Genomic DNA, 17,731 nt, shown 5'->3' with positions numbered 1-17,731 from the left:
TTCCGGCCACGCCCGGGCAACGTATGCTGCCCGGGGCGCTTCCTGCCACCTGCCTGTCATATTCCTGGCCTTAACTGACCTGGTCGCCATGCCGCCCCTAGAAACGGGCACGGTGGGCAAGGCCGCAGGAGCATGCAATGGATAAGCCGGTCGTCACTCCCCAGCGCTTCGTTGAACTGATGAACGAGCGCCTCACCAAGCATCCCCTCTTCCGCGAGGGCATGCGTGTCTATGCCATCCCGCAGCACACCGACCATCCGCGCAGCCTGGTCTGCGTGGGGCCGCGCGGCACCGAATGCGTATGCGCCACCATTGAAAACATCGTGCGGGGTGAATGTGAGGTGTTCCCGGACATCGACCAGGACTGGCACCGCCCGCCCAAACCCGGCAACCCCGCCGAGATGCGGGCGCGTTGAGTTGCCCCGGCGCGCCTCACGTCTATGCCCAGCGGATGGCATGACCAGAACGTGACATACCGCGGCCACCGCATCCATGTCGCGGCGCTGCGCTATGGCGGCCAGCATGACGGGTGGTGGACGCTGCGCGCGGAGATCTGGCATCACGGCAGCAAGCTGGCGCTGCCCTGCCCGGCCGCGCAGACGCGCTTTGGCTGCGCCACCGACGCCACGCGCGCGGGCATTGCCTGGGGGCGCGAGGCCATCGACACGCACATCGCCGGCCTGCACGATGCCGAGGACGCGGCGCTGCAATAGCGGCGCTGCACCAGCGCCGCTTCAGCCCATCAAACGTCGATCGCCGAATCCGACTTCACCTTGCGGCGCAGCTCGAACTTCTGGATCTTGCCGGTCGAGGTCTTGGGCAGCGGCCCGAAGTAGACCGCCTTGGGCACCTTGAAGCCCGCCAGCAGCGTGCGGCAATGCGCGATCAGTTCTTCCGCGCTGACGCTGGCGCCGTCCTTCAGTTCGACAAACGCGCATGGGGTCTCGCCCCACCTGGCATCGGGCTGCGCCACCACTGCGGCGGCCAGCACCGCGGGATGCCGGTAGAGCGCGTCCTCCACCTCAACGCTGGAGATGTTCTCGCCGCCGGAAATAATGATGTCCTTGCTGCGGTCCTTGATCTTGATATAGCCATCGGGCATGCACACACCCAGGTCGCCGGTATGGAACCAGCCGCCGGCAAAGGCCTCGCGCGTGGCCTTCTCGTTCTTGAGGTAGCCCTTCATGCAGATATTGCCGCGGAACATGATCTCGCCGATGGTCTCGCCATCGGCCGGCACCGGCTGCATGGAATCGGGATCGAGCACCGCCACCTGCGACTGCAGGTGATAGCGCACGCCCTGACGCGCCTTCCTGACCGCGCGGTCTTGCTCGGACAGCGTGCTCCAGTCATCCTGCTCGGCGCAGACCGCGGCCGGGCCGTAGACCTCGGTCAGGCCATAGACATGGGTCAGCTCGAACCCCATCGCCTCCATCTGCGCCAGCACCGCGGCCGGCGGCGGCGCGCCGGCCACCATGCCGCGCACCGGGCCGCGCACGCCCTCGCGCCACGCGGCGGGCGCATTGACCAGCGCGGTATGCACGATCGGCGCGGCGCAGTAGTGGGTCACGCCCTCTTCGCGCATCAGGTCGAATACCAGCCTGGGCTCGAACTTGCGCAGGCACACGTTGACGCCCGCGCGCGCGGCAACGGTCCACGGGAAGCACCAGCCATTGCAGTGGAACATCGGCAGCGTCCACAGGTAGACCGGGTGCTTGGGCAAATCCCACTCGAGGATGTTGGACACGGCATTGATGGCCGCGCCGCGGTGGTGGTAGACCACGCCCTTGGGGTCGCCGGTGGTGCCCGAGGTGTAGTTCAGCGCGATGGCTTCCCACTCGTCGGCCGGCATGTGCCACGCGTAGTCCGAGTCGCCCGAGGCGAGGAAGGCTTCGTAATCGGTGTCGCCGAACGGCGCCTCCTGCGGGCCCAGCACGTCATGCACGGCGATGACCTTCAGGCCGGGGATCTCCAGCGCCATCTGGCGCGCCAGGTCGGCAAACTCGGTATCGGCCAGCAGCACGCGCGCCTCGCCATGGCGCAGCATGAAGACCAGGTTGGCGGCGTCGAGGCGGATATTGAGCGCATTGAGCACGGCGCCCGCCATCGGCACGCCGAAATGCGCCTCCACCATGGCCGGCGTATTGGGCAGCAGCGCGGCCACGGTATCGCCCTTGCCGATGCCGGCACGCGCCAGCGCGCTGGCTAGGCGCCGTGCGCGCGCATAGGTGTCGCGCCAGTTCTGGCGCAGCGGGCCGTGCACGATGGCCAGGCGCTGGCCGTACACCTCGGCGGCGCGGACCAGGAAGTCGATGGGCGTAAGCGGCACGAAGTTGGCCGCGTTGCGGGCCAGGCCGCTGTCGAAATCGGTGGGCATTGCTTGTGTCTCCGCGTATCTGGCGGCGTTGGCGGCAGGGCCGCGCAACAGGCCGCGTGATGCTGTCAATGCGCTGCATGGGTGCAGCGATGTCCGGGGCGAGGTGACCATTGTCCGCGCCATCCGGCGCTGTCACTTTTTCTGGCACAAGGCTATCATCGCACACGCTGGCGCACTGTCGCCGAGACGACAAACCTGCCGCAAACCCGCGCCAGGCAAGGCTTACACGATTCTTACAGGGACCCGGCCCGAGCCGCGCGTCCATGCCATGAGCGAACCTGCAGACCCGATTTCCGCCCCTGCCGCAGTCCTTGCCGGCCATGCCTGGTTCGGTGCCCTGGCGCCGGAACACCAGGCGCTGGCCGCGCGCGAAACGCTGCTCCAGTCCTTTGCCGCGGGCGCCTTCATCGCCCGGCGCGGCGAGCCGTCGCGCCACTGGATCGGGGTGGACAGCGGCCTGATCAAGCTGGCGGTGTACACCCCCGACGGGCGCGGCTGCACCTTCTCCGGCGTGCCCGCCGGCGGCTGGTGCGGCGAAGGCAGCGTGATCAAGCGCGAAGACCGCCGCTATGACGTGATCGCGATCCGTGACTCGCAGGTGCTGCTGGTGCCAGAGCCGGTGTTCAATACGCTGCTGGCGCAGAGCCTGCCGTTCGCCAGCTTTGTCGTGCGCCAGCTCAATGAGCGCATGGGCCAGTTCATCGCCACCGTGCAGAACGACCGCCTGCTGGGCGCCGATGCGCGCGTGGCGCAGGCCATCGCGCAGCTGTTCCACCCGGACCTGTATCCGCGCACCAGCCCCGTGCTGGAGCTGTCGCAGGAAGAGATCGGCCTGCTGACCGGGCTGTCGCGCCAGCGGGTCAACCAGGCGCTGCGCCGGCTGGCCGATGCCGGCATGGTCCACCTGTCCTACCAGAGCATCCGCGTGACCGACCTGCCCCGGCTGCGCCACTTCGGGCTGTCCGAGCTGTAACGCCGCCGTCACCGGGCGCCGTGAACGATCAAACGGACGATGTCCGCGGCCTTGCGCCGCCCGTTGAATCCTGCGACAGTTACCGGCCGCACCCCCGCTCAGCTTCCGGGTTGTCTTCCGCATGCCGCTTGTCAGCCGTCACCACGTCCGCTTTGCCCGCCTGCGCTTCCCCTTTGCCGTGCAGGTACAAGCCCTGCACGGCACGGCCAGCCTGCGCGACGCCAATGCGCGGCGCGAGGTGCGGCCCGGCGACCCGTTCGTGGTCCACGCCTTTGCCCACTTCGACTGCGACCTGCCCGGCACGTGGCAGCACCCTTGCGCCATCGTCCTGACTGCCGTCCCGGACAGTGAATGCCCGCGCCTGGCCGGCAAGCCCGGCGACAGGCCCTGGTCGCGCCGCTTTGCCGGCCTGGTCTTTTCCCGCCCCGATACCGACTGGAATGTCGAGCGCCTGGCCGCGCAATGGCAGGTGCCGGCCCGCCAGGTGCGCGCCCGGCTCTTCGCCGAAGGCGAGGCGCTGCACCCGCTGCTGCGCGAGCAACGCGCCGCCCATGCCCTGCACGCGCTGGCCGCCGCCGGCCCGGTGTCTTCGCTGGACGTGCTGGCGGCGCATGCCGGCCTGCGTTCCGGCAGCGCGCTGGCGCGCAGCTGGCAGAACTGGTTCGGCATCGATGCGGCGCGCCTGGTGGAAGATTGCCGGGCAGGCAGCCGCACCACAGCGCCCACTGCCACCTGGCCCGGCCTTGTGCCGACGGCCGCCTGACGCAGCGGCCTGGGCGTCACATGGCGCGGAGTTTGTCAACCACCGCGCGCAGCAACCAGCAATGCATCGGCAATGATTTCGCTGATCCCGGGCAATACCGCCCTGACCCTCGGCATCGGCGTGAACGGATTGTTCTACGATATCTCGGTCGGCCGCCCGTAACCTCGCCCCCAACCGTGAATCCGGGCACCCCGCGCCCGGACACGAACCAAGCCGGTGCCGCCCTGCGGCACCGGCTTTTCTTTTTTCCGCCAGACCAATGAATGCAACCACGGCAGCCAGGCACGTGACAGCCATCCTGCAGCGTTGCCGCAGCAGCCTCTGCCCACACACTCCCGACAGTTTGTCAATCGCCTGAACTCGGGTTGGCCCCATCCCCCCTATCACGCAGACTCGCCTCGCGGGGCGGGTCAGCCACCCTGCGGGCGGGGCCTGCATGAGCCGGATATCGACCACCGCAGGACTCCGCCAGAACAAAAACCATACAGGGCGAAACGGGATGAAAACAAAACAACTGTTCTTGACGGGTCTGGCGACGGCGGTCCTGTCTGCATGCGGAGGCGGCGATGGCGGTTCGACCGCGCCGACCACCACCACGGCGGCACCTGCCGCCACCAGGATCAGTGGCACCGCCGCAGTTGGCGCCGCACTGGGCAATGCCGCCGTGCAGGCCAAGTGCGCATCGGGCAGCGGCACCGCCACCACCGCGGCGGACGGCAGCTTCACCATCAGCATCGAAGGCGCGACGCGTCCCTGCGTGCTCAGCGTCACGGCGCCTGACGGCACCACGCTGCATTCCGTGGTCGAAGCCGGCACCGGCACCACCGCGACGGCCAACATCACGCCGCTGACCGAGCTGGTCACCGCTTCACTGGCACAGGGCAACACCGATGCCTTCTTCGAGCAGTTCGATGCGAACGCGCAAGCCAGGCTCACCTCCGACAACGTAACCAGTGCCATCGGCGCCGTGCGCCTGGTGCTGACGGGCGTGGTCGACCTTTCCAGCATCGACCCGGTCAAGGATCCGCTGGTGGCCGCCAACGGCGCCAACGCGGGCAATGCGCAGGACCAGCTGCTGGACCAGTTGGGCGATCGCCTGGAGGCATCCAAGACCACGCTGGCTGAGCTTTCTTCAGCAGTCGCTGCCAATGCCGGCGCAGCGGCAGTCCAGACCGCACTGCAACCGGCAGCGGCCACCTGCGCCGGGTTGAAGACCGGCAAGTACCACGTCGTGGAACTGGGCACGCCGATTGGAGAAGCCGGCGAAATGGACGCCGCCACGTTGCAGTTCAAGCTGGGCACCGACGTGACCACCTTCACCGCCGACGCATCGGAAGCCTGCCGCTTCACCGCAGGCACCGACACCGTGCTGGTCTCCAAGTCGGGCCTGAGCGTGGTGCTGCCTCCGGCTGGCACGGTCAACCGCCTGCCCGCCCTGCTGATTCCTGCCCAGGCACTGGCCCTGGCCGACCTGGCTGGCGACTGGAATGGTCTTGGCTATGAGCGCGATGGCCCGTCGCCGTACGCGGCGTCGCGCGTGAACTTCAGCCTGGATGCCGCGGGCAAGGTGACCGCCGGCGCAGATTGCTCGGGCCTGGATTCGTGCTCGGCATGGCTGCCGGATGAATTTCCCACCATCACGCTCAACCCCGATGGCGGGCTGAACCTCACCGAACAGGACGGTGGTGTTGAGCGGGCCTACGCGTTCAAGGGCACCGACGGGCAACTGGTCATCGTCTTCACCCACGGTGACGGATTCACGATGGCCACCAGACGGATCGCCCGTGCGCTGCCTGCCGTGGGCGCGACCAGTTCGTTCTGGGACACGAGCATTCTTCCGGTGGACAGCAACTCCGCCACGGCCGATGGCATCAGCACGACGACGGCCTCCACGGTCAAGGTCACCGCGGTGGATGCCCAGGCAAACACGTACACGCGCGAGCGCGACGACGGACGGGTGGACACCTGGAAGGTGAACACCCCGCTCGACGGGCTGCGCTACCGTGCCCCGACGCCCAACAACAGCGGCGGTAGTGAGGCCATCAGCATGTCGATTGGCAACACGGGCCTGAATGTGGCGATCGGCGTGAATACGGCTCGCCGGTTCTTCAGCATCTCGGTCAACCGTCTGTAACTCCGCTGCAAGTCGCCGGACTGCTGCGTCCGGACAGCGATTCAAGCCGGTGTCGCCTTGCGGCGCCGGCATTTTTTTCGTTGGGCTGCACAACCGGTGCTACCGCAGGACTTGCCGGCAGCGATCGATACGCTGCCGCGCGACTCGATCACGCAGGGCGAAGGCAACCCCGACCGTCAGGCGGCGGCCGCGGTAGAATCAGCAGAACCCCCGCTCAGCCGGGGGCCGGCGGCATCAGCCGCCCGAGTGCAGCGGGGACAGCGAATAGGCGAGCACCAGCCCCGCAACGATCGCCGGGGAACCCAGCCGGATCGCCGTGCTGCGGGACAGCACGCCCAGATACACATACAAACACACCAGCACCATCGCAGTCACATACAGCAGGCTGTCATAGACTTGCATGGATGTCTCCCTTGCCATTGTTCTTATTGCTTTACTTCGGTGGGCTGCCGACGGGGCGTGATGCGGGGGTCTTCCGGGAATGCGTGGGGGCGCTCCGTCGCCAGCATGCTATGGCTGTCTGTTGAAATGATAGTCACCACTTCGACGGAGCGTGGCAATCATGGAAATCCCTTTGCGGCACTGCACCAGTCATGATGCAGCGCCGCAAGGCAAGGTCTTGATAGAAGGAACGGGGCGTGCGCAAGGCGCGCATCGCGCCGGTCCTTAATCCGCGGGCAACATCTCAGGATTCCAGGCGATTTCCCACAGATGCCCGTCGGGATCCTGGAAATAGCCGGCGTACCCGCCCCAGAACGTATCCTGCGCCGGCTTGACCACGCTGGCGCCCGCGGCCAGCGCCTGGGCCATCACCGCATCCACTTCCGCCTTGTCGCCGACGTTATGCGCCAGCGAGAAATCCGTCTGCGCGCGCGGTGTCAGCTGCAGTCCGGTGTCATGCGCAAGACTGGTGCGCGGCCAGACCGCGAGCTTCAATCCGGCCTGCAGGTCGAAGAAGGCCACGGCGCCGTGCTCGAACTGCTCGCCGACAATGCCTGCGGTGGGCAGTCCCAGGCCGTCGCGATAGAAGCGCACCGCACGCTGCAGGTCATCGACACCCAGCGTGATCAGCGTAATCCGGGGTCTCATGGCGGGTTCCTCCTGTATCGACCGGCAGCCTAGCGCTGCCCGAAAGCCGCATCGGCAAACAGGTCTTTCAGTTCGCGCGGCTGCGACCGCCAGTATTGCTTCGGCGCCTGCACGCTTGCGCCCAGCCGCGCGGCCGCATGCCAGGGCCAGCGCGGGTCATACAGCATGGCACGGGCCAGCGACACCGCGTCGGCTTCGTGGTTGGCGATGATGGCTTCGGCCTGCTCCGGCTCAGTGATCAGGCCCACCGCAATCGTCGGCAGGCCAACCTCGGCCTTTACGCGCTGCGCGTACGGCACCTGGTAGCCGGGCCCGAGCTTGATCGCCTGCTGCGGCGACACGCCGCCGGTGGTCACATGGATCGCCGCACAGCCGCGCGCCTTGAGAGCCTTCGACAACGCCACCGTGCCTTCGATATCCCATCCGCCCGGCACCCAGTCGGTTGCGGAAATACGCATCCACACCGGACGCTCAGCCGGGAACACCTCACGCACCGCGTCGAACACCTCGATCGGGAACCGCATGCGGTTCTCCAGGCTGCCGCCGTATTCGTCGTCACGATGGTTGGCCAGCGGCGACAGGAACTGGTGCAGCAGGTAGCCGTGCGCGGCATGGATCTCGATCCCGTTCAACCCAAGCCGCGCCGCACGCCTTGCCGCCGCGACAAAGTCGTCGCGCACCTTGTCCATGCCGGCACGGTCCAGCGCGGCAGGCGCGACTTCTTCCGCGCCATGCGGTACCGCGGAAGGCGCCACCGCATGCCAGCCACCAGGCGCATCCGGCGCGATCTGCTGCCCGCCATCCCATGGCGCCTGGCTCGACGCCTTGCGGCCGGCATGCCCCAACTGGATCGCAATGGCGATCGGCGAATGCGCGCGCATCGCCTTGACCACGCGGCCAAGCGCCGCCTCGTTTTCGTCCGAATACAGGCCCAGGTCCTGCGGCGTGATGCGCCCTTCGGGCGAGACTGCCGTGGCTTCCACGATCAGCATGCCGGCGCCGGACAGCGCCAGCGAACCGAGGTGGATCATGTGCCAGTCGCCGGCGTTGCCGTCCCGCGCGGAGTACTGGCACATCGGGGCGATGATGATGCGGTTGGCGAGGGTGAGATCGCCGATGGCGAGCGGTTCGAACAGAAAGCTCATGCGTGCTGCTCCATGCAGGGATCGGACAGGAAATATCGATTCTAGGCCGGCGCCGGAATTGCTGCCGGCCCGGCCGCGCCGCTACGACGCCGCCAACGGATCGCGCGCTGCCAGGCGCAGCCAGCTCGCGATCGCGGCCAGCCCGGCGAAGCCCGCGCCCAGCGCCAGGGCCAACCCCGGCCCGTGGTCCCCGGCAATGCCAAAACACAGCGCCACCAGTGCTGCACCCGTGGCCTGCCCCAGCAACCGCGCCGTGGCCACCACGCCGCTGGCGCCACCGCTGCGCTCGCGCGGGGCGCTCGTCATCAACGCCTTGAGGTTGGGCGACTGGAAGAAGCCGAAACCCGCACCGCAGATGCACATGCGGATGCCGATATCAAGCGCGCTGGGGTCGGCCGGCAGCATGGCCAGCGACAGCATGCCAACGCTAAGCACCGCCAGCCCCACGCCGCCGAGCACGGCCGGCGGGTAGCGGTCAGACAGGCGCCCGGCAAGCGGCCCGATCAGCGCCACCACGACGGACCACGGGGTCAGCAGGAAACCGGTCTCGACCTGCCCGCGCCCGAGCACGTGCTGGAAGTAGAACGGCAGCGAGACGAAGGCCAGGCCTTGCGCGGCGAAGGAGCACACCGCGGTCAGCGTCGACAGCGCGAACATGGGCCGCCGGAACAGGTCCACCGGCAGCATCGGCGCCGGATGGCCGCGCTCGCGCCACAGCAGCAGGCCGAACGTCACCATGAAGATGCCCGCCGCGGCCAGCGACAGATGCAGCGGCGCGCGCTGCGCACCTTCGCCCAGCGCAAGGACCAGCGCGGCAAAGGCAACCACGCTGAGCCCCGCCGCGACGCGGTCGAACCCATGCGCACTGCGCGGCGTCTGCGGCAAGGAGCCGCGCCCGATCGCCAGCGCGAGCAGGCCGATCGGCAGGTTGACGGCGAACAGCCACGGCCACGTGCCGAATGACAGGATCACCGAGGCCACGGTGGGGCCCACCGCGAACGACACGCCCACTACCAGCGCATTGAGCCCCAGCCCGCGCCCGAGCCGGTGCGTGGGGAAGATCGCGCTGATCAGCGCCGTATTGACGCTCATGATTGCCGCCGCGCCGATGCCTTGCAGCACACGCGCCGCCGCCAGCGTCGGCAGCGACCACGCCAGCGCGCACACCACGGAGGCGGCGGTGAACAGCACCACGCCGCCAAGGTAGATGCGCCGGTGGCCCACCACGCCGCCCAGCGCCGCGAACGGCAGCAGCGTCGACACCATGGCCAGCTGGTAGGCATTGATCACCCACACCGACGCGGCCGGCGTGGCGCGCAGGTCCGCCGCGATCGACGGCAGCGCCGTGTTGGCGATCGCGGTATCCAGGGTGGCAAGGGCGACGGCGATGAGGATGGCGGCCATGCCGCGGCGCTCGCGCGAAGTCATCGCGGCGTCCGCGGTGGAAGCGGATTGGAGAGGTGCTGTGCTGGACACTGTCTTTACCGGTTGCCGCCATGCCGGGACTAGTGGTGCGAGGGCTGCACGCAAGGCATGGTGAACGTCAGGTCAAGACGATACGGGAAAACCCTTCAACGTGCTGAAGGCGCGTTCCTATGTATGCACATTTCGCCTCCGCCCGGCCAATGACACTGAGCATCGGCCGCCCGCCACGGCACGGGGTTACTGCGCCGACAGCCCGCCATCCACGCCGATGCTCTGCCCGTGGATAAAGCGCCCGGCCGGTGCCGCCAGCAGGACGGCAAGACCCGCGACATCGCTGGCCTCGCCGATGCGCCGCATCGGCACGCCCGCAGCCAGCCGCGCCTCGCGCTCCGGATCGCCCCACAGCGCGTCGCGCGAGAACTCGGTGCGCACCGGGCCGGGATTGATTGCGTTGACGTTGATGCCGGACGGCCCCAGCTCCAGCGCCAGGCTGCGTACCGCCTGGTCGATGGCGGCCTTGGTCACGCTGTACATCCCCAGGAAGGCAGAGCCACGCTTGGCGGCAATGCTCGACATGAAGATGATGGATCCGTCATGGCGACTGATCATCTGCGGCGCCAGGGCGTTCACCAGCACCAGGTTGCCGCGCACATTGCCCGCCATGGCCGCATCGAACACCTCGGGTCCCTGGCTCAGCATCGATCCGGGCTGGCCGCTCGCGGCGGCATTGAGCACCAGTGCATCGACGCGCCCATACGCGGCCAGCGCCTGCTCCGCGAAGGCGCGCACGCTGTCGACATCGGCGATATCGCAGGCGATGCCGGTGGCGCGGATGCCCTCGGCCTCCAGCTGACTGGCGGCGTCGCGCGCCGCGCCTGCATCGCGCCCGGACACCACCACGGCGGCGCCGGCCGCGCCAAGCGCGCGCGCCATTTCCAGGCCCATGCCACGGGTGGAGCCGGTGATGACGGCAACGCGGCCGCCAAGGTCGAAGAGGTTCTGCATGACTGATCACTCCTGTGAAGATTGGGAGCCGGCACCTGGACACACATCGGCACAAATGCGGCGAAAGGGAGACTGCACATAGATGATGACAATCATCTATTGAATAAAGTATGGGCATCATCTAAACTCCGGTCAAGGCATAAATCCCGAAGAGGTCTTCAGATGGCACGCGCATCACGCGAACAAACCGACAAGAACCGCGAGGCGATCGAACAGGCGTCGTCGCGCCTGTTCCGCGAACGCGGACTGAATGGCGTCAGCGTGGCCGAGTTGATGGCCGACGCGGGCCTGACCCATGGCGGCTTCTATGGCCACTTCGCCTCCAAGGACGCGCTGGCCGCGCAGGCCTGCAAGCGCGCGTTTGAAGAATCGACCGCCCGCTGGGAACGCCGCCTGGCCCGCGCCGATGGCGACCGCAAGGCCATGCTGGCCAACCTGGTTGAGCCCTACCTGACCGCCGCGCATTGCGCCAACCCGGGCGTGGGTTGTGCCGCCGCGGCGCTGGCCGTGGACGTGGCCCGCGAGCCGGCCGGCAAGCCCGTGCGCCAGGCCTACGTGGAAGGCTTGCGCGCGTTGGTGGACGACATGGCGCAGACCGTTGAATCCGATGACCCCCAGCTGCGCCACGATGAAGCGCTGGTGCGCATGGCCCTGCTGGTCGGCGCCCTTACGCTGGCGCGTGCCGCCGACGGCGATCCGCTCTCCGACGAGATGCTGAATGCGGTGCGGAGCCGCCTGCTGGGCAGCACCGCCTAAACCCCGTTTTCCCCAAGGCTGAGACACCCCGCCGCCGTCAGACACGGCGGGGATGGCTTCGCTTTGCCCTTTGCCAACGCCTTCCCGGACCCTGACAACGAGACCCCCATGTTCGCGCAAGCCCTTTCCAGCCGGCTCGACCGGCGCGGCATCCACTACGCGTGGCTGGTCGCCGCCCTGACCTTCCTGGTGATGCTCACCACTTCGGCCGCGCTTGGCCTGCCTGGCGCCTTCCTTAAGCCGCTGACCAAGGAGATGGGTTGGAACACCGACCAGATCTCATCGATCCTGGCCTTTCGCTTTGCGCTGTTCGGGCTGATGGCACCGTTCTCGGCGCTGCTGATGGATCGCTTCGGGGTGCGCAACGTGGTCTGCGCCGCGCTGGCGCTGATTGCCGGTGGCATGGCGCTGGCCACCGTGACGACCGAGTTGTGGCAGCTCTTTGTCGCCTGGGGCCTGATGCTGGGCGTTGGCTCCGGGCTGACCGCGCTGGTGCTGGCGGCCCTGGTTGCCAACCGCTGGTTCAGCGCGCGGCGCGGGCTGGTGATCGGCATCCTGACGGCCAGCGCGGCGACGGGGCAACTGGCCTTCCTGCCGGTGGCCGCCTGGCTGATCGAGCATATGGGCTGGCGCGTGGCCGTGCTGCCGGTGCTGGCTGCCTGCGCGGCGCTGGCGCTGCTGGTATTCGCACTGATGCGCAACCGACCCGCCGATGTCGGCCTGGCGGCGTTTGGCGATATCCCGGCCCATCCAGCCACGCCGCCCGCCGCACAAACCGTCACGCCGTTCACGCTGCGCGGGCCTTTCCTGGTGCTGCGCGATGCCGCCCGTACCCAGACCTTCTGGGTACTGGCCGGCACCTTCTTCATCTGCGGCCTGAGCACTAACGGGCTGATCCAGACCCACTTCATCGCGCTGTGCGGCGACTTCGGCATGGGCCCGGTGCCGGCCGCCTCGGCGCTGGCGATGATGGGTGCGTTCGATTTCATCGGCACCATCCTGTCGGGCTGGCTGTCGGACCGCTACGACAGCCGCAAGCTGCTGTTCTGGTACTACGCGCTGCGCGGCCTGTCGCTGTTCTGGCTGCCGCATTCGACCTTCACGCTGTACGGCCTGTCGATCTTTGCGATGTTCTACGGCCTGGACTGGATCGCCACCGTGCCGCCCACTATCAAGCTGGCGGCCACCGCCTTCGGGCGCGAACGCGCGCCGATGGTGTTCGGCTGGATCTTCGCGGCCCACCAGATCGGCGCGGCCGTAGCAGCGTTCGGTGCGGGGTTGAGCCGTACGCTGCTGCTGACCTATACGCCGGCGCTGTACGCGGCCGGTGCGGCCTGCATGGTTGCAGCATTGCTGGCGCTGATGGTCAGCCGGACACGCGCTGCGGCGGCAACCGAGGCAGCGCGGGCATAACCTGCGCTGCCTCGGTGCCAGCCTCAGCCTGGATGAAGCGCGGGCGCCGCTGATCCAGACGGCGCAGGCCCTGTCGGTGAACCAGGTAGCGGGAGAGAAGGCGTGAAGGGAAAGCCGCCGGTTCAACCGCCCTTTATAGCCCGCCTTGGCGTCCGAGCTTCCTACTGTGTGACGACCACTTCCACCCGCCGGTTCGCCGCGCGGGCGGCGGGGGTCTTGTTGTCCGTCAACGGCTCGGTGTCGCCTTTGCCGATGGCTTCGAGGCGTCTCTTGGCGACGCCCTGGCTGGCGAGGTATTCGCTGACCATGGCGGCACGCTCCTCGGACAGGACCTGGTTGGACGGGTAGCGGGCGCTCTTGATGGGCTGGTTGTCGCTGTGGCCGATCACCTGCACCTTGCCCTGCAACTTATTGATTTCGCCCGCCACTTTGTTCAGCGTCGGCGTCAGCTTCGCATTGACCTCGGCCCGGCCCGCGCCGAACATGTCGTCGCCGCGAAACACTACGGTGCTGCGGTGGTTGTCGTCCCTGACAGCTACCACGCCGCGCGCGATCTCGTCCTTGAGCAGCTCGGCCAGGCGCAACGCCTTCGGTGCGGGGGGTGGAGTCAGGTTGCCAATGGCCCCGATCTGTTGCACTACGTCACGCTCCTGGAGCATCAGCTGGTACTTGTAGTATCCGGCCAGGCCAGCGACGGCCAGAAGGCCCGCTGTGCAGGTCATCCAGACCGGGATGCCGCTCAGGTGATGGAAGCGGCCAGGCGGGGCGGGCTGCGAGTGGGAAGACAGTTCCTTGGGCACTGGCCCGTTGTGCTTGCTGATCGCATCGAGCAGGCGTCCCCGGATCGCGTGCAGTTGCTGGTCACCGTCCGCCATGCCGCGATACCGCCCCTGAAACCCCAGCGAGAGGATGTGGTAGTAGACCTCGATGGTGCCGATGTTCTCGGCCACCGATTCCACCAACCGGCCCAGGATGAGGAACACCTTGGTGCCGCCCTCGCGGTCCTGGTGAAAGGTCGAGGCCAGGGCGCTGCCAGGCCATGCGCCCAGCGAAGCCGCACTGCCGCCGCCCCACTCGGTATGGCTCACGGCCTCATCCAGCGCGGTGCAGAGTGCGTAGTGCGCGGCGGTGGTGTGTTTGCGGTCGATGTTCAGTCGGTCGCACACCGCCTGGAAGGTGCGCAATTCCTGCTCCAGCAGGGTGCGCAGACGTTCCACCTCACCGCGCTTATCCAGCTTGGGCGGGATGTCTGCCAGTGCGCGCAGCAGCGGCCTGGCGGCTTTCAGCAGGGGATTGCGCGCACCGTTGATCTCGGCAATGCGGACCTCGATGGTCTTGGCTGAAGGGAGAAGCTTCGTGGCGGGTTCCTGAGTCTCCTGACCGGTTACGGCCTGCCTGGCAGAGGAGCCTGGTTTCGGCGGCCGTGTCCGTTGCGGCGCGGGATCATCTTTGTCTAGCCATGCTGTCATGTTGGCGTTCCTTCAAGGATTGACGGATGCGGCAAGAGCGGTGCATTTGCCATCATGCGTCCGTCACAGTCTTGGCATCGGGAATCCCGAGGGGATGACTTTTTCCATGGCCTTCCTGCCTTGATCGATGACTGCATCCCGGGCGGCATCCGCTGCGCGCCCTGCTGCGTCGCCCAATGCCCGCATCGCCCTGTCCTTGGCGGCATCGATTTCGCGCTCGACGGCCAGAGCGGTATCTTGCACCTTGTCCAACACGCCCTTTGCGCTCATGCCGAGGTGCCGCACTGCCTTGCTGTCGCCGACAAAGAATGTCCTGGCCCACCCGTAGCCGCCTGGTGCGTATTCGTGGAAATTCGGCACACGGAACCAGGCACGGCTGTCGTGGATGTAGTTATCGAACAACTCAATGGCTGCCTTCTCACGCAAGGCAAAGTCGTCCACGGCCTTGGCAGCGGTCGTGGCCCTCAGGTAGAGGATCATCTCCGGCGCAGGTTCCACCAATACGTCATCGATGGGCCAATAACCGCGAACGGCAGCGCTTTTGGTCAAGATATCGTCGTCGACCATAACGAGCAGCTTCGAATCCGTGCGTGGACGCTCTGCGCGGGGCATCGCCAGGTACTTGAAACCATTGGCGACCCGTTCCGCTGCCCCGATGGGTGAAAAAGCCGGCCGGGCCATCATTTCCTTCCGCACATTCAAGCCGGGCTGAAGTTCAGGGTGCAGGTATCCCAATAGCAACTGGAATTCCTCAGCCGCCTCCAGCAAGTCGGTGCGGTCATTGGTGACAAAGTCATCGGCACCTTCCCCAGGGCGGCAGTCGGCCGGGTTCTTGCCAACCGCCTCCGCCATCAGCTCATTCTCCCGCGCGGCGATGGCGGCATCGTTCGCGGCAATCTTGGCCTCCAGGGCTCGGCGCTTGGTCAAACCCGCCATGTCCTGCGAAGTCGTCTGGGGAAACATTGCGCGGTCTCTGAGCTGCTGGACCTGAAGCTTCAACTGGATGCTGTCCTGTTCCAGCTTCTGGATTACGGGATCGGCCTTCCTTGCCTTATCCACGTCAGTGCGCAGTTGCTGGGGAGTCTTGCTGTCCTCGCGCTTGTTCGCCGGCTCCGCGCAATAGTGGTAGAACCCTTGGTTGGTAATGTAGGTGCCGGTGTGCCAGCGTGCGCGCAAGGCGCGCCATTGCAGGCTTTGCCGCAGGCCAAATTCGAGGGCCTTCTCCACGCCGTCAATGGCGGGCAGGGTTGCCCGCCAATCGTTGAAGGCCTTGGCGACGGCAGGGTCGATGGCGAAATCCTGCATGTTGTTCGCATCCATCCGGTCTTCGTCGTTCTTGGCATCCACCAGCCGCAGCGGCACACCGACCTTCAGTGCCTCGATGTACATGTCGTGCAGCGGAATCTTGCCCAACCGGTGGCCCTCGCCCTTGACCGACTTGCCCTGATCGCCCGGCGCGTAGCTGCCACCCACGTCCGAGTGGACGCCCGGGTAGGGCACTTCCAGCAGCTTGCTGTCGCCTGCCGGGTAGCTCTTCCCCTTCCGGATGGAATCCAGCGGGAAGCTCATGCGTTGTTCATGCATGGAGAAGAAATGCACGCACCGCCGCACCTGGGCGGGAATGTTCAGGGCGCCGCCCCCTGCCGCCCAGAAATGCCCGTCGAAGTATTCCAGATCCACGGCGGATTGAAACGACTCGGGCGGGCCCACCGACGCAACCGTATCGAACAGCCCCAGGAAGTTGACTTCGTAGTCGATCTTGCCCGCCAGCTTCCCGGCCTTGGCCCAGTAGTTGATCAGCTTGCTGACGAACACTCGGGCGCCCGCCGCGCCGCGCGAAAAGCCAAAAACGTTGACGTATGCCTTCCTGACGAGACGATTGCGTTTGCACTGGCGAACCAGCGAGTCGTATAGGCTGCCGAGGTGCTTCTCCTTGGCAGTGAGTAGGGAGGAACCCAGGTTCCAGTCGAGCTTCGCACAAATCTTGGCAGCTTCGTCATCTTTGATGAGACCATTTTCGTCTCCCGGAACCATAGCTTGGTACACGGCGTTCAGCACGCGCGTGTAACCCCAAGCACAGCGTTTGGCAAAGCCGCTCGCAAAAGCCTTGCCACTACTGCTATAGGTGTGTTCGCCCAATTCGGGAAAGAGCGTACCGACTCCCGCAATGTAAGAACTGAAGATCCCCTGCTGCGGGCGGGTAGGGCAGGCCCGGAACAACCGCGCAACATTGGTATGCGTCTTGTAGGTAGAATCCCGCCAGCGGGCAGGAGTTCTGACATCATCATTGTTGTTGGTGCCATCGAAGAACAGGTTGATGTGAATTGTCTGTTCACAGTCGCCATGGGGATCGTCCACGGTGGTCTTGCCATTCTGGTAGGCGCGCTTTCCCTCGGGAAGGCGACCCTTATCCGTTTCCGGCATGGCAATAGGCAGGCGGAAAGCGGTCATCATTGGAACCTCTTCAGTGCTTGCTGGGTCAGGGCCTCGTCACGTACACCTTGAACGACGAAAGGGTCGTCTTCTGTGGGCTTCGTTCTGACGGAATTGTGACCATTCGCATTGCCGTCCATGACCATCACCTTGACACGATCCCCCGGTAGGAATATCGCCCAGAATCCGTAGGTATCCGGACCGTATTCCGGCACGGTGACCGTTGCGGTCAGCACTGCCAGCCCGCTTCTGTCCTTGTAGTCGAAGGGCTTGCGGTCACGCTCCCATTTGATCTTCAGTTGCGTATTTGGCTTCCAGAATTTCGGAATCCCGATACAGCATTTCTCGCCCGCTTCGCCAGGGCCTTCTTTGTATGCAGGCCCCATGTTTGCGCCGCCGCCGTTCATGCCCCGCGGCCCGGTGACGCTGAAGCTATAGATGGCATCTGACGAGTAGTTCAGCCCGCGCACCCCACCCCCATAGATTTCTTCCTTGGCGGCTCCGCCGGCGGTATCGGCCGATAGGTGCTCCTTCTCAATTCCAGCGGTGGCTTTTTCCGCCAAGTCAGTCCGCGATTCCCCCGAGCATGCCGAAAGGGCTCCAAGCGCGCCCAGCAACACCAGCGCGGCGAACCATGAAGGAAGGCGCTTTCGCATCAAGCTACTTGTTCTCATCGTTCTTCTCCGTTTGTTGATCGGCCTGCGTGACGATCACACGGTTCCCCACGTAGTCCGCTATGCAGGCGTTGA

Annotated in this window: 16 protein-coding genes; 7 read left to right on the top strand and 9 right to left on the bottom strand. The window is 66.4% G+C overall.

Translation table 11 applies throughout. The features are described 5' to 3' along the window. Positions 1–137: 137 nt before the first annotated feature. Both I6H87_RS24585 and I6H87_RS24580 read left to right on the top strand, forming a co-directional pair. The gene (locus I6H87_RS24585) at positions 138–416 is read left to right on the top strand and encodes a hypothetical protein (RefSeq protein WP_010812494.1); all 279 of its coding nucleotides are present in this window, start codon (positions 138–140) and stop codon (positions 414–416) included. A gap of 51 nt (positions 417–467) precedes the next feature. Then, complete coding sequence (locus tag I6H87_RS24580) at positions 468–713, top strand: DUF6566 family protein (RefSeq protein ID WP_231881500.1); 246 nt, start codon at positions 468–470, stop codon at positions 711–713. A gap of 29 nt (positions 714–742) precedes the next feature. Here I6H87_RS24580 and I6H87_RS24575 read toward each other — a convergent pair whose 3' ends face one another. After that, positions 743–2,377, bottom strand: coding sequence for an acyl-CoA synthetase (locus I6H87_RS24575; protein ID WP_011617043.1), 1,635 nt, complete (start codon positions 2,375–2,377; stop codon positions 743–745). Between the two features lie 268 nt (positions 2,378–2,645). On the opposite strand from I6H87_RS24575, the gene I6H87_RS24570 reads away from it, so the two are divergent. The 3 genes from I6H87_RS24570 (at position 2,646) to I6H87_RS24560 (ending at position 6,247) form a co-directional block, all read left to right on the top strand. After that, on the top strand, positions 2,646–3,350 hold the full coding sequence (locus I6H87_RS24570) for a Crp/Fnr family transcriptional regulator (protein WP_041688066.1): 705 nt from the start codon (positions 2,646–2,648) through the stop codon (positions 3,348–3,350). A gap of 121 nt (positions 3,351–3,471) precedes the next feature. Continuing rightward, on the top strand, positions 3,472–4,113 hold the full coding sequence (locus tag I6H87_RS24565) for a hypothetical protein (RefSeq protein ID WP_010812490.1): 642 nt from the start codon (positions 3,472–3,474) through the stop codon (positions 4,111–4,113). Between the two features lie 499 nt (positions 4,114–4,612). Next, a complete protein-coding gene (locus I6H87_RS24560; RefSeq protein WP_037025481.1) occupies positions 4,613–6,247 on the top strand; it encodes a hypothetical protein in 1,635 nt (544 codons plus the stop codon). A 234-nt stretch (positions 6,248–6,481) separates the two neighbouring features. Here I6H87_RS24560 and I6H87_RS24555 read toward each other — a convergent pair whose 3' ends face one another. From I6H87_RS24555 to I6H87_RS24535, 5 genes are all read right to left on the bottom strand, one after another. Beyond that, positions 6,482–6,649, bottom strand: a complete 168-nt coding sequence (locus I6H87_RS24555; protein ID WP_010812488.1) for a hypothetical protein — start codon at positions 6,647–6,649, stop codon at positions 6,482–6,484. A 264-nt stretch (positions 6,650–6,913) separates the two neighbouring features. Then, complete coding sequence (locus I6H87_RS24550; protein ID WP_011617040.1) at positions 6,914–7,336, bottom strand: VOC family protein; 423 nt, start codon at positions 7,334–7,336, stop codon at positions 6,914–6,916. A 29-nt stretch (positions 7,337–7,365) separates the two neighbouring features. Further along, on the bottom strand, positions 7,366–8,481 hold the full coding sequence (locus tag I6H87_RS24545; RefSeq protein ID WP_010812486.1) for an NADH:flavin oxidoreductase/NADH oxidase: 1,116 nt from the start codon (positions 8,479–8,481) through the stop codon (positions 7,366–7,368). Between the two features lie 81 nt (positions 8,482–8,562). After that, complete coding sequence (locus I6H87_RS24540) at positions 8,563–9,909, bottom strand: MFS transporter (protein WP_010812485.1); 1,347 nt, start codon at positions 9,907–9,909, stop codon at positions 8,563–8,565. Between the two features lie 234 nt (positions 9,910–10,143). Then, positions 10,144–10,911, bottom strand: a complete 768-nt coding sequence (locus I6H87_RS24535; protein ID WP_011617039.1) for an SDR family NAD(P)-dependent oxidoreductase — start codon at positions 10,909–10,911, stop codon at positions 10,144–10,146. 162 nt (positions 10,912–11,073) lie between these two features. Here I6H87_RS24535 and I6H87_RS24530 point away from each other — a divergent pair, with 162 nt between their 5' ends. Both I6H87_RS24530 and I6H87_RS24525 read left to right on the top strand, forming a co-directional pair. After that, complete coding sequence (locus I6H87_RS24530; RefSeq protein WP_011617038.1) at positions 11,074–11,667, top strand: TetR/AcrR family transcriptional regulator; 594 nt, start codon at positions 11,074–11,076, stop codon at positions 11,665–11,667. A 108-nt stretch (positions 11,668–11,775) separates the two neighbouring features. After that, on the top strand, positions 11,776–13,080 hold the full coding sequence (locus tag I6H87_RS24525) for an MFS transporter (protein ID WP_011617037.1): 1,305 nt from the start codon (positions 11,776–11,778) through the stop codon (positions 13,078–13,080). Positions 13,081–13,241: 161 nt separating this feature from the next. On the opposite strand, the gene tssL is transcribed toward I6H87_RS24525, so the two are convergent. The 3 genes from tssL to I6H87_RS24510 form a co-directional block, all read right to left on the bottom strand. Then, complete coding sequence (tssL, locus tag I6H87_RS24520; RefSeq protein WP_011617036.1) at positions 13,242–14,549, bottom strand: type VI secretion system protein TssL, long form; 1,308 nt, start codon at positions 14,547–14,549, stop codon at positions 13,242–13,244. 63 nt (positions 14,550–14,612) lie between these two features. Next, positions 14,613–17,003, bottom strand: coding sequence for a T6SS phospholipase effector Tle1-like catalytic domain-containing protein (locus I6H87_RS24515; protein WP_011617035.1), 2,391 nt, complete (start codon positions 17,001–17,003; stop codon positions 14,613–14,615). Next, positions 17,000–17,656 carry a DUF3304 domain-containing protein gene (locus tag I6H87_RS24510; protein ID WP_011617034.1) on the bottom strand — a complete coding sequence of 219 codons (657 nt, stop codon included), beginning with the start codon at positions 17,654–17,656 and terminating at the stop codon, positions 17,000–17,002. Before I6H87_RS24510 ends, I6H87_RS24515 begins: the two co-directional genes overlap by 4 nt. Between the last annotated feature and the right edge of the window lie 75 nt (positions 17,657–17,731).

The sequence above is a fragment of the Cupriavidus necator genome (assembly GCF_016127575.1).
Classification (GTDB): domain Bacteria; phylum Pseudomonadota; class Gammaproteobacteria; order Burkholderiales; family Burkholderiaceae; genus Cupriavidus; species Cupriavidus necator_D.
Note: the sequence above shows the minus strand (reverse complement) of the source record. Positions and strands in the feature narration are given on the sequence as shown.

Coding starts and splice junctions, on each gene's coding strand:
- I6H87_RS24585 (WP_010812494.1), top strand. CDS start 138: ATGGATAAGCCGGTCGTCACTCCCCAGCGCTTCGTTGAACTGATGAAC.
- I6H87_RS24575 (WP_011617043.1), bottom strand. CDS start 2,377: ATGCCCACCGATTTCGACAGCGGCCTGGCCCGCAACGCGGCCAACTTC.
- I6H87_RS24570 (WP_041688066.1), top strand. CDS start 2,646: ATGAGCGAACCTGCAGACCCGATTTCCGCCCCTGCCGCAGTCCTTGCC.
- I6H87_RS24565 (WP_010812490.1), top strand. CDS start 3,472: ATGCCGCTTGTCAGCCGTCACCACGTCCGCTTTGCCCGCCTGCGCTTC.
- I6H87_RS24560 (WP_037025481.1), top strand. CDS start 4,613: ATGAAAACAAAACAACTGTTCTTGACGGGTCTGGCGACGGCGGTCCTG.
- I6H87_RS24555 (WP_010812488.1), bottom strand. CDS start 6,649: ATGCAAGTCTATGACAGCCTGCTGTATGTGACTGCGATGGTGCTGGTG.
- I6H87_RS24550 (WP_011617040.1), bottom strand. CDS start 7,336: ATGAGACCCCGGATTACGCTGATCACGCTGGGTGTCGATGACCTGCAG.
- I6H87_RS24545 (WP_010812486.1), bottom strand. CDS start 8,481: ATGAGCTTTCTGTTCGAACCGCTCGCCATCGGCGATCTCACCCTCGCC.
- I6H87_RS24540 (WP_010812485.1), bottom strand. CDS start 9,909: ATGACTTCGCGCGAGCGCCGCGGCATGGCCGCCATCCTCATCGCCGTC.
- I6H87_RS24535 (WP_011617039.1), bottom strand. CDS start 10,911: ATGCAGAACCTCTTCGACCTTGGCGGCCGCGTTGCCGTCATCACCGGC.
- I6H87_RS24530 (WP_011617038.1), top strand. CDS start 11,074: ATGGCACGCGCATCACGCGAACAAACCGACAAGAACCGCGAGGCGATC.
- I6H87_RS24525 (WP_011617037.1), top strand. CDS start 11,776: ATGTTCGCGCAAGCCCTTTCCAGCCGGCTCGACCGGCGCGGCATCCAC.
- tssL (WP_011617036.1), bottom strand. CDS start 14,549: ATGACAGCATGGCTAGACAAAGATGATCCCGCGCCGCAACGGACACGG.
- I6H87_RS24515 (WP_011617035.1), bottom strand. CDS start 17,003: ATGATGACCGCTTTCCGCCTGCCTATTGCCATGCCGGAAACGGATAAG.
- I6H87_RS24510 (WP_011617034.1), bottom strand. CDS start 17,656: ATGAGAACAAGTAGCTTGATGCGAAAGCGCCTTCCTTCATGGTTCGCC.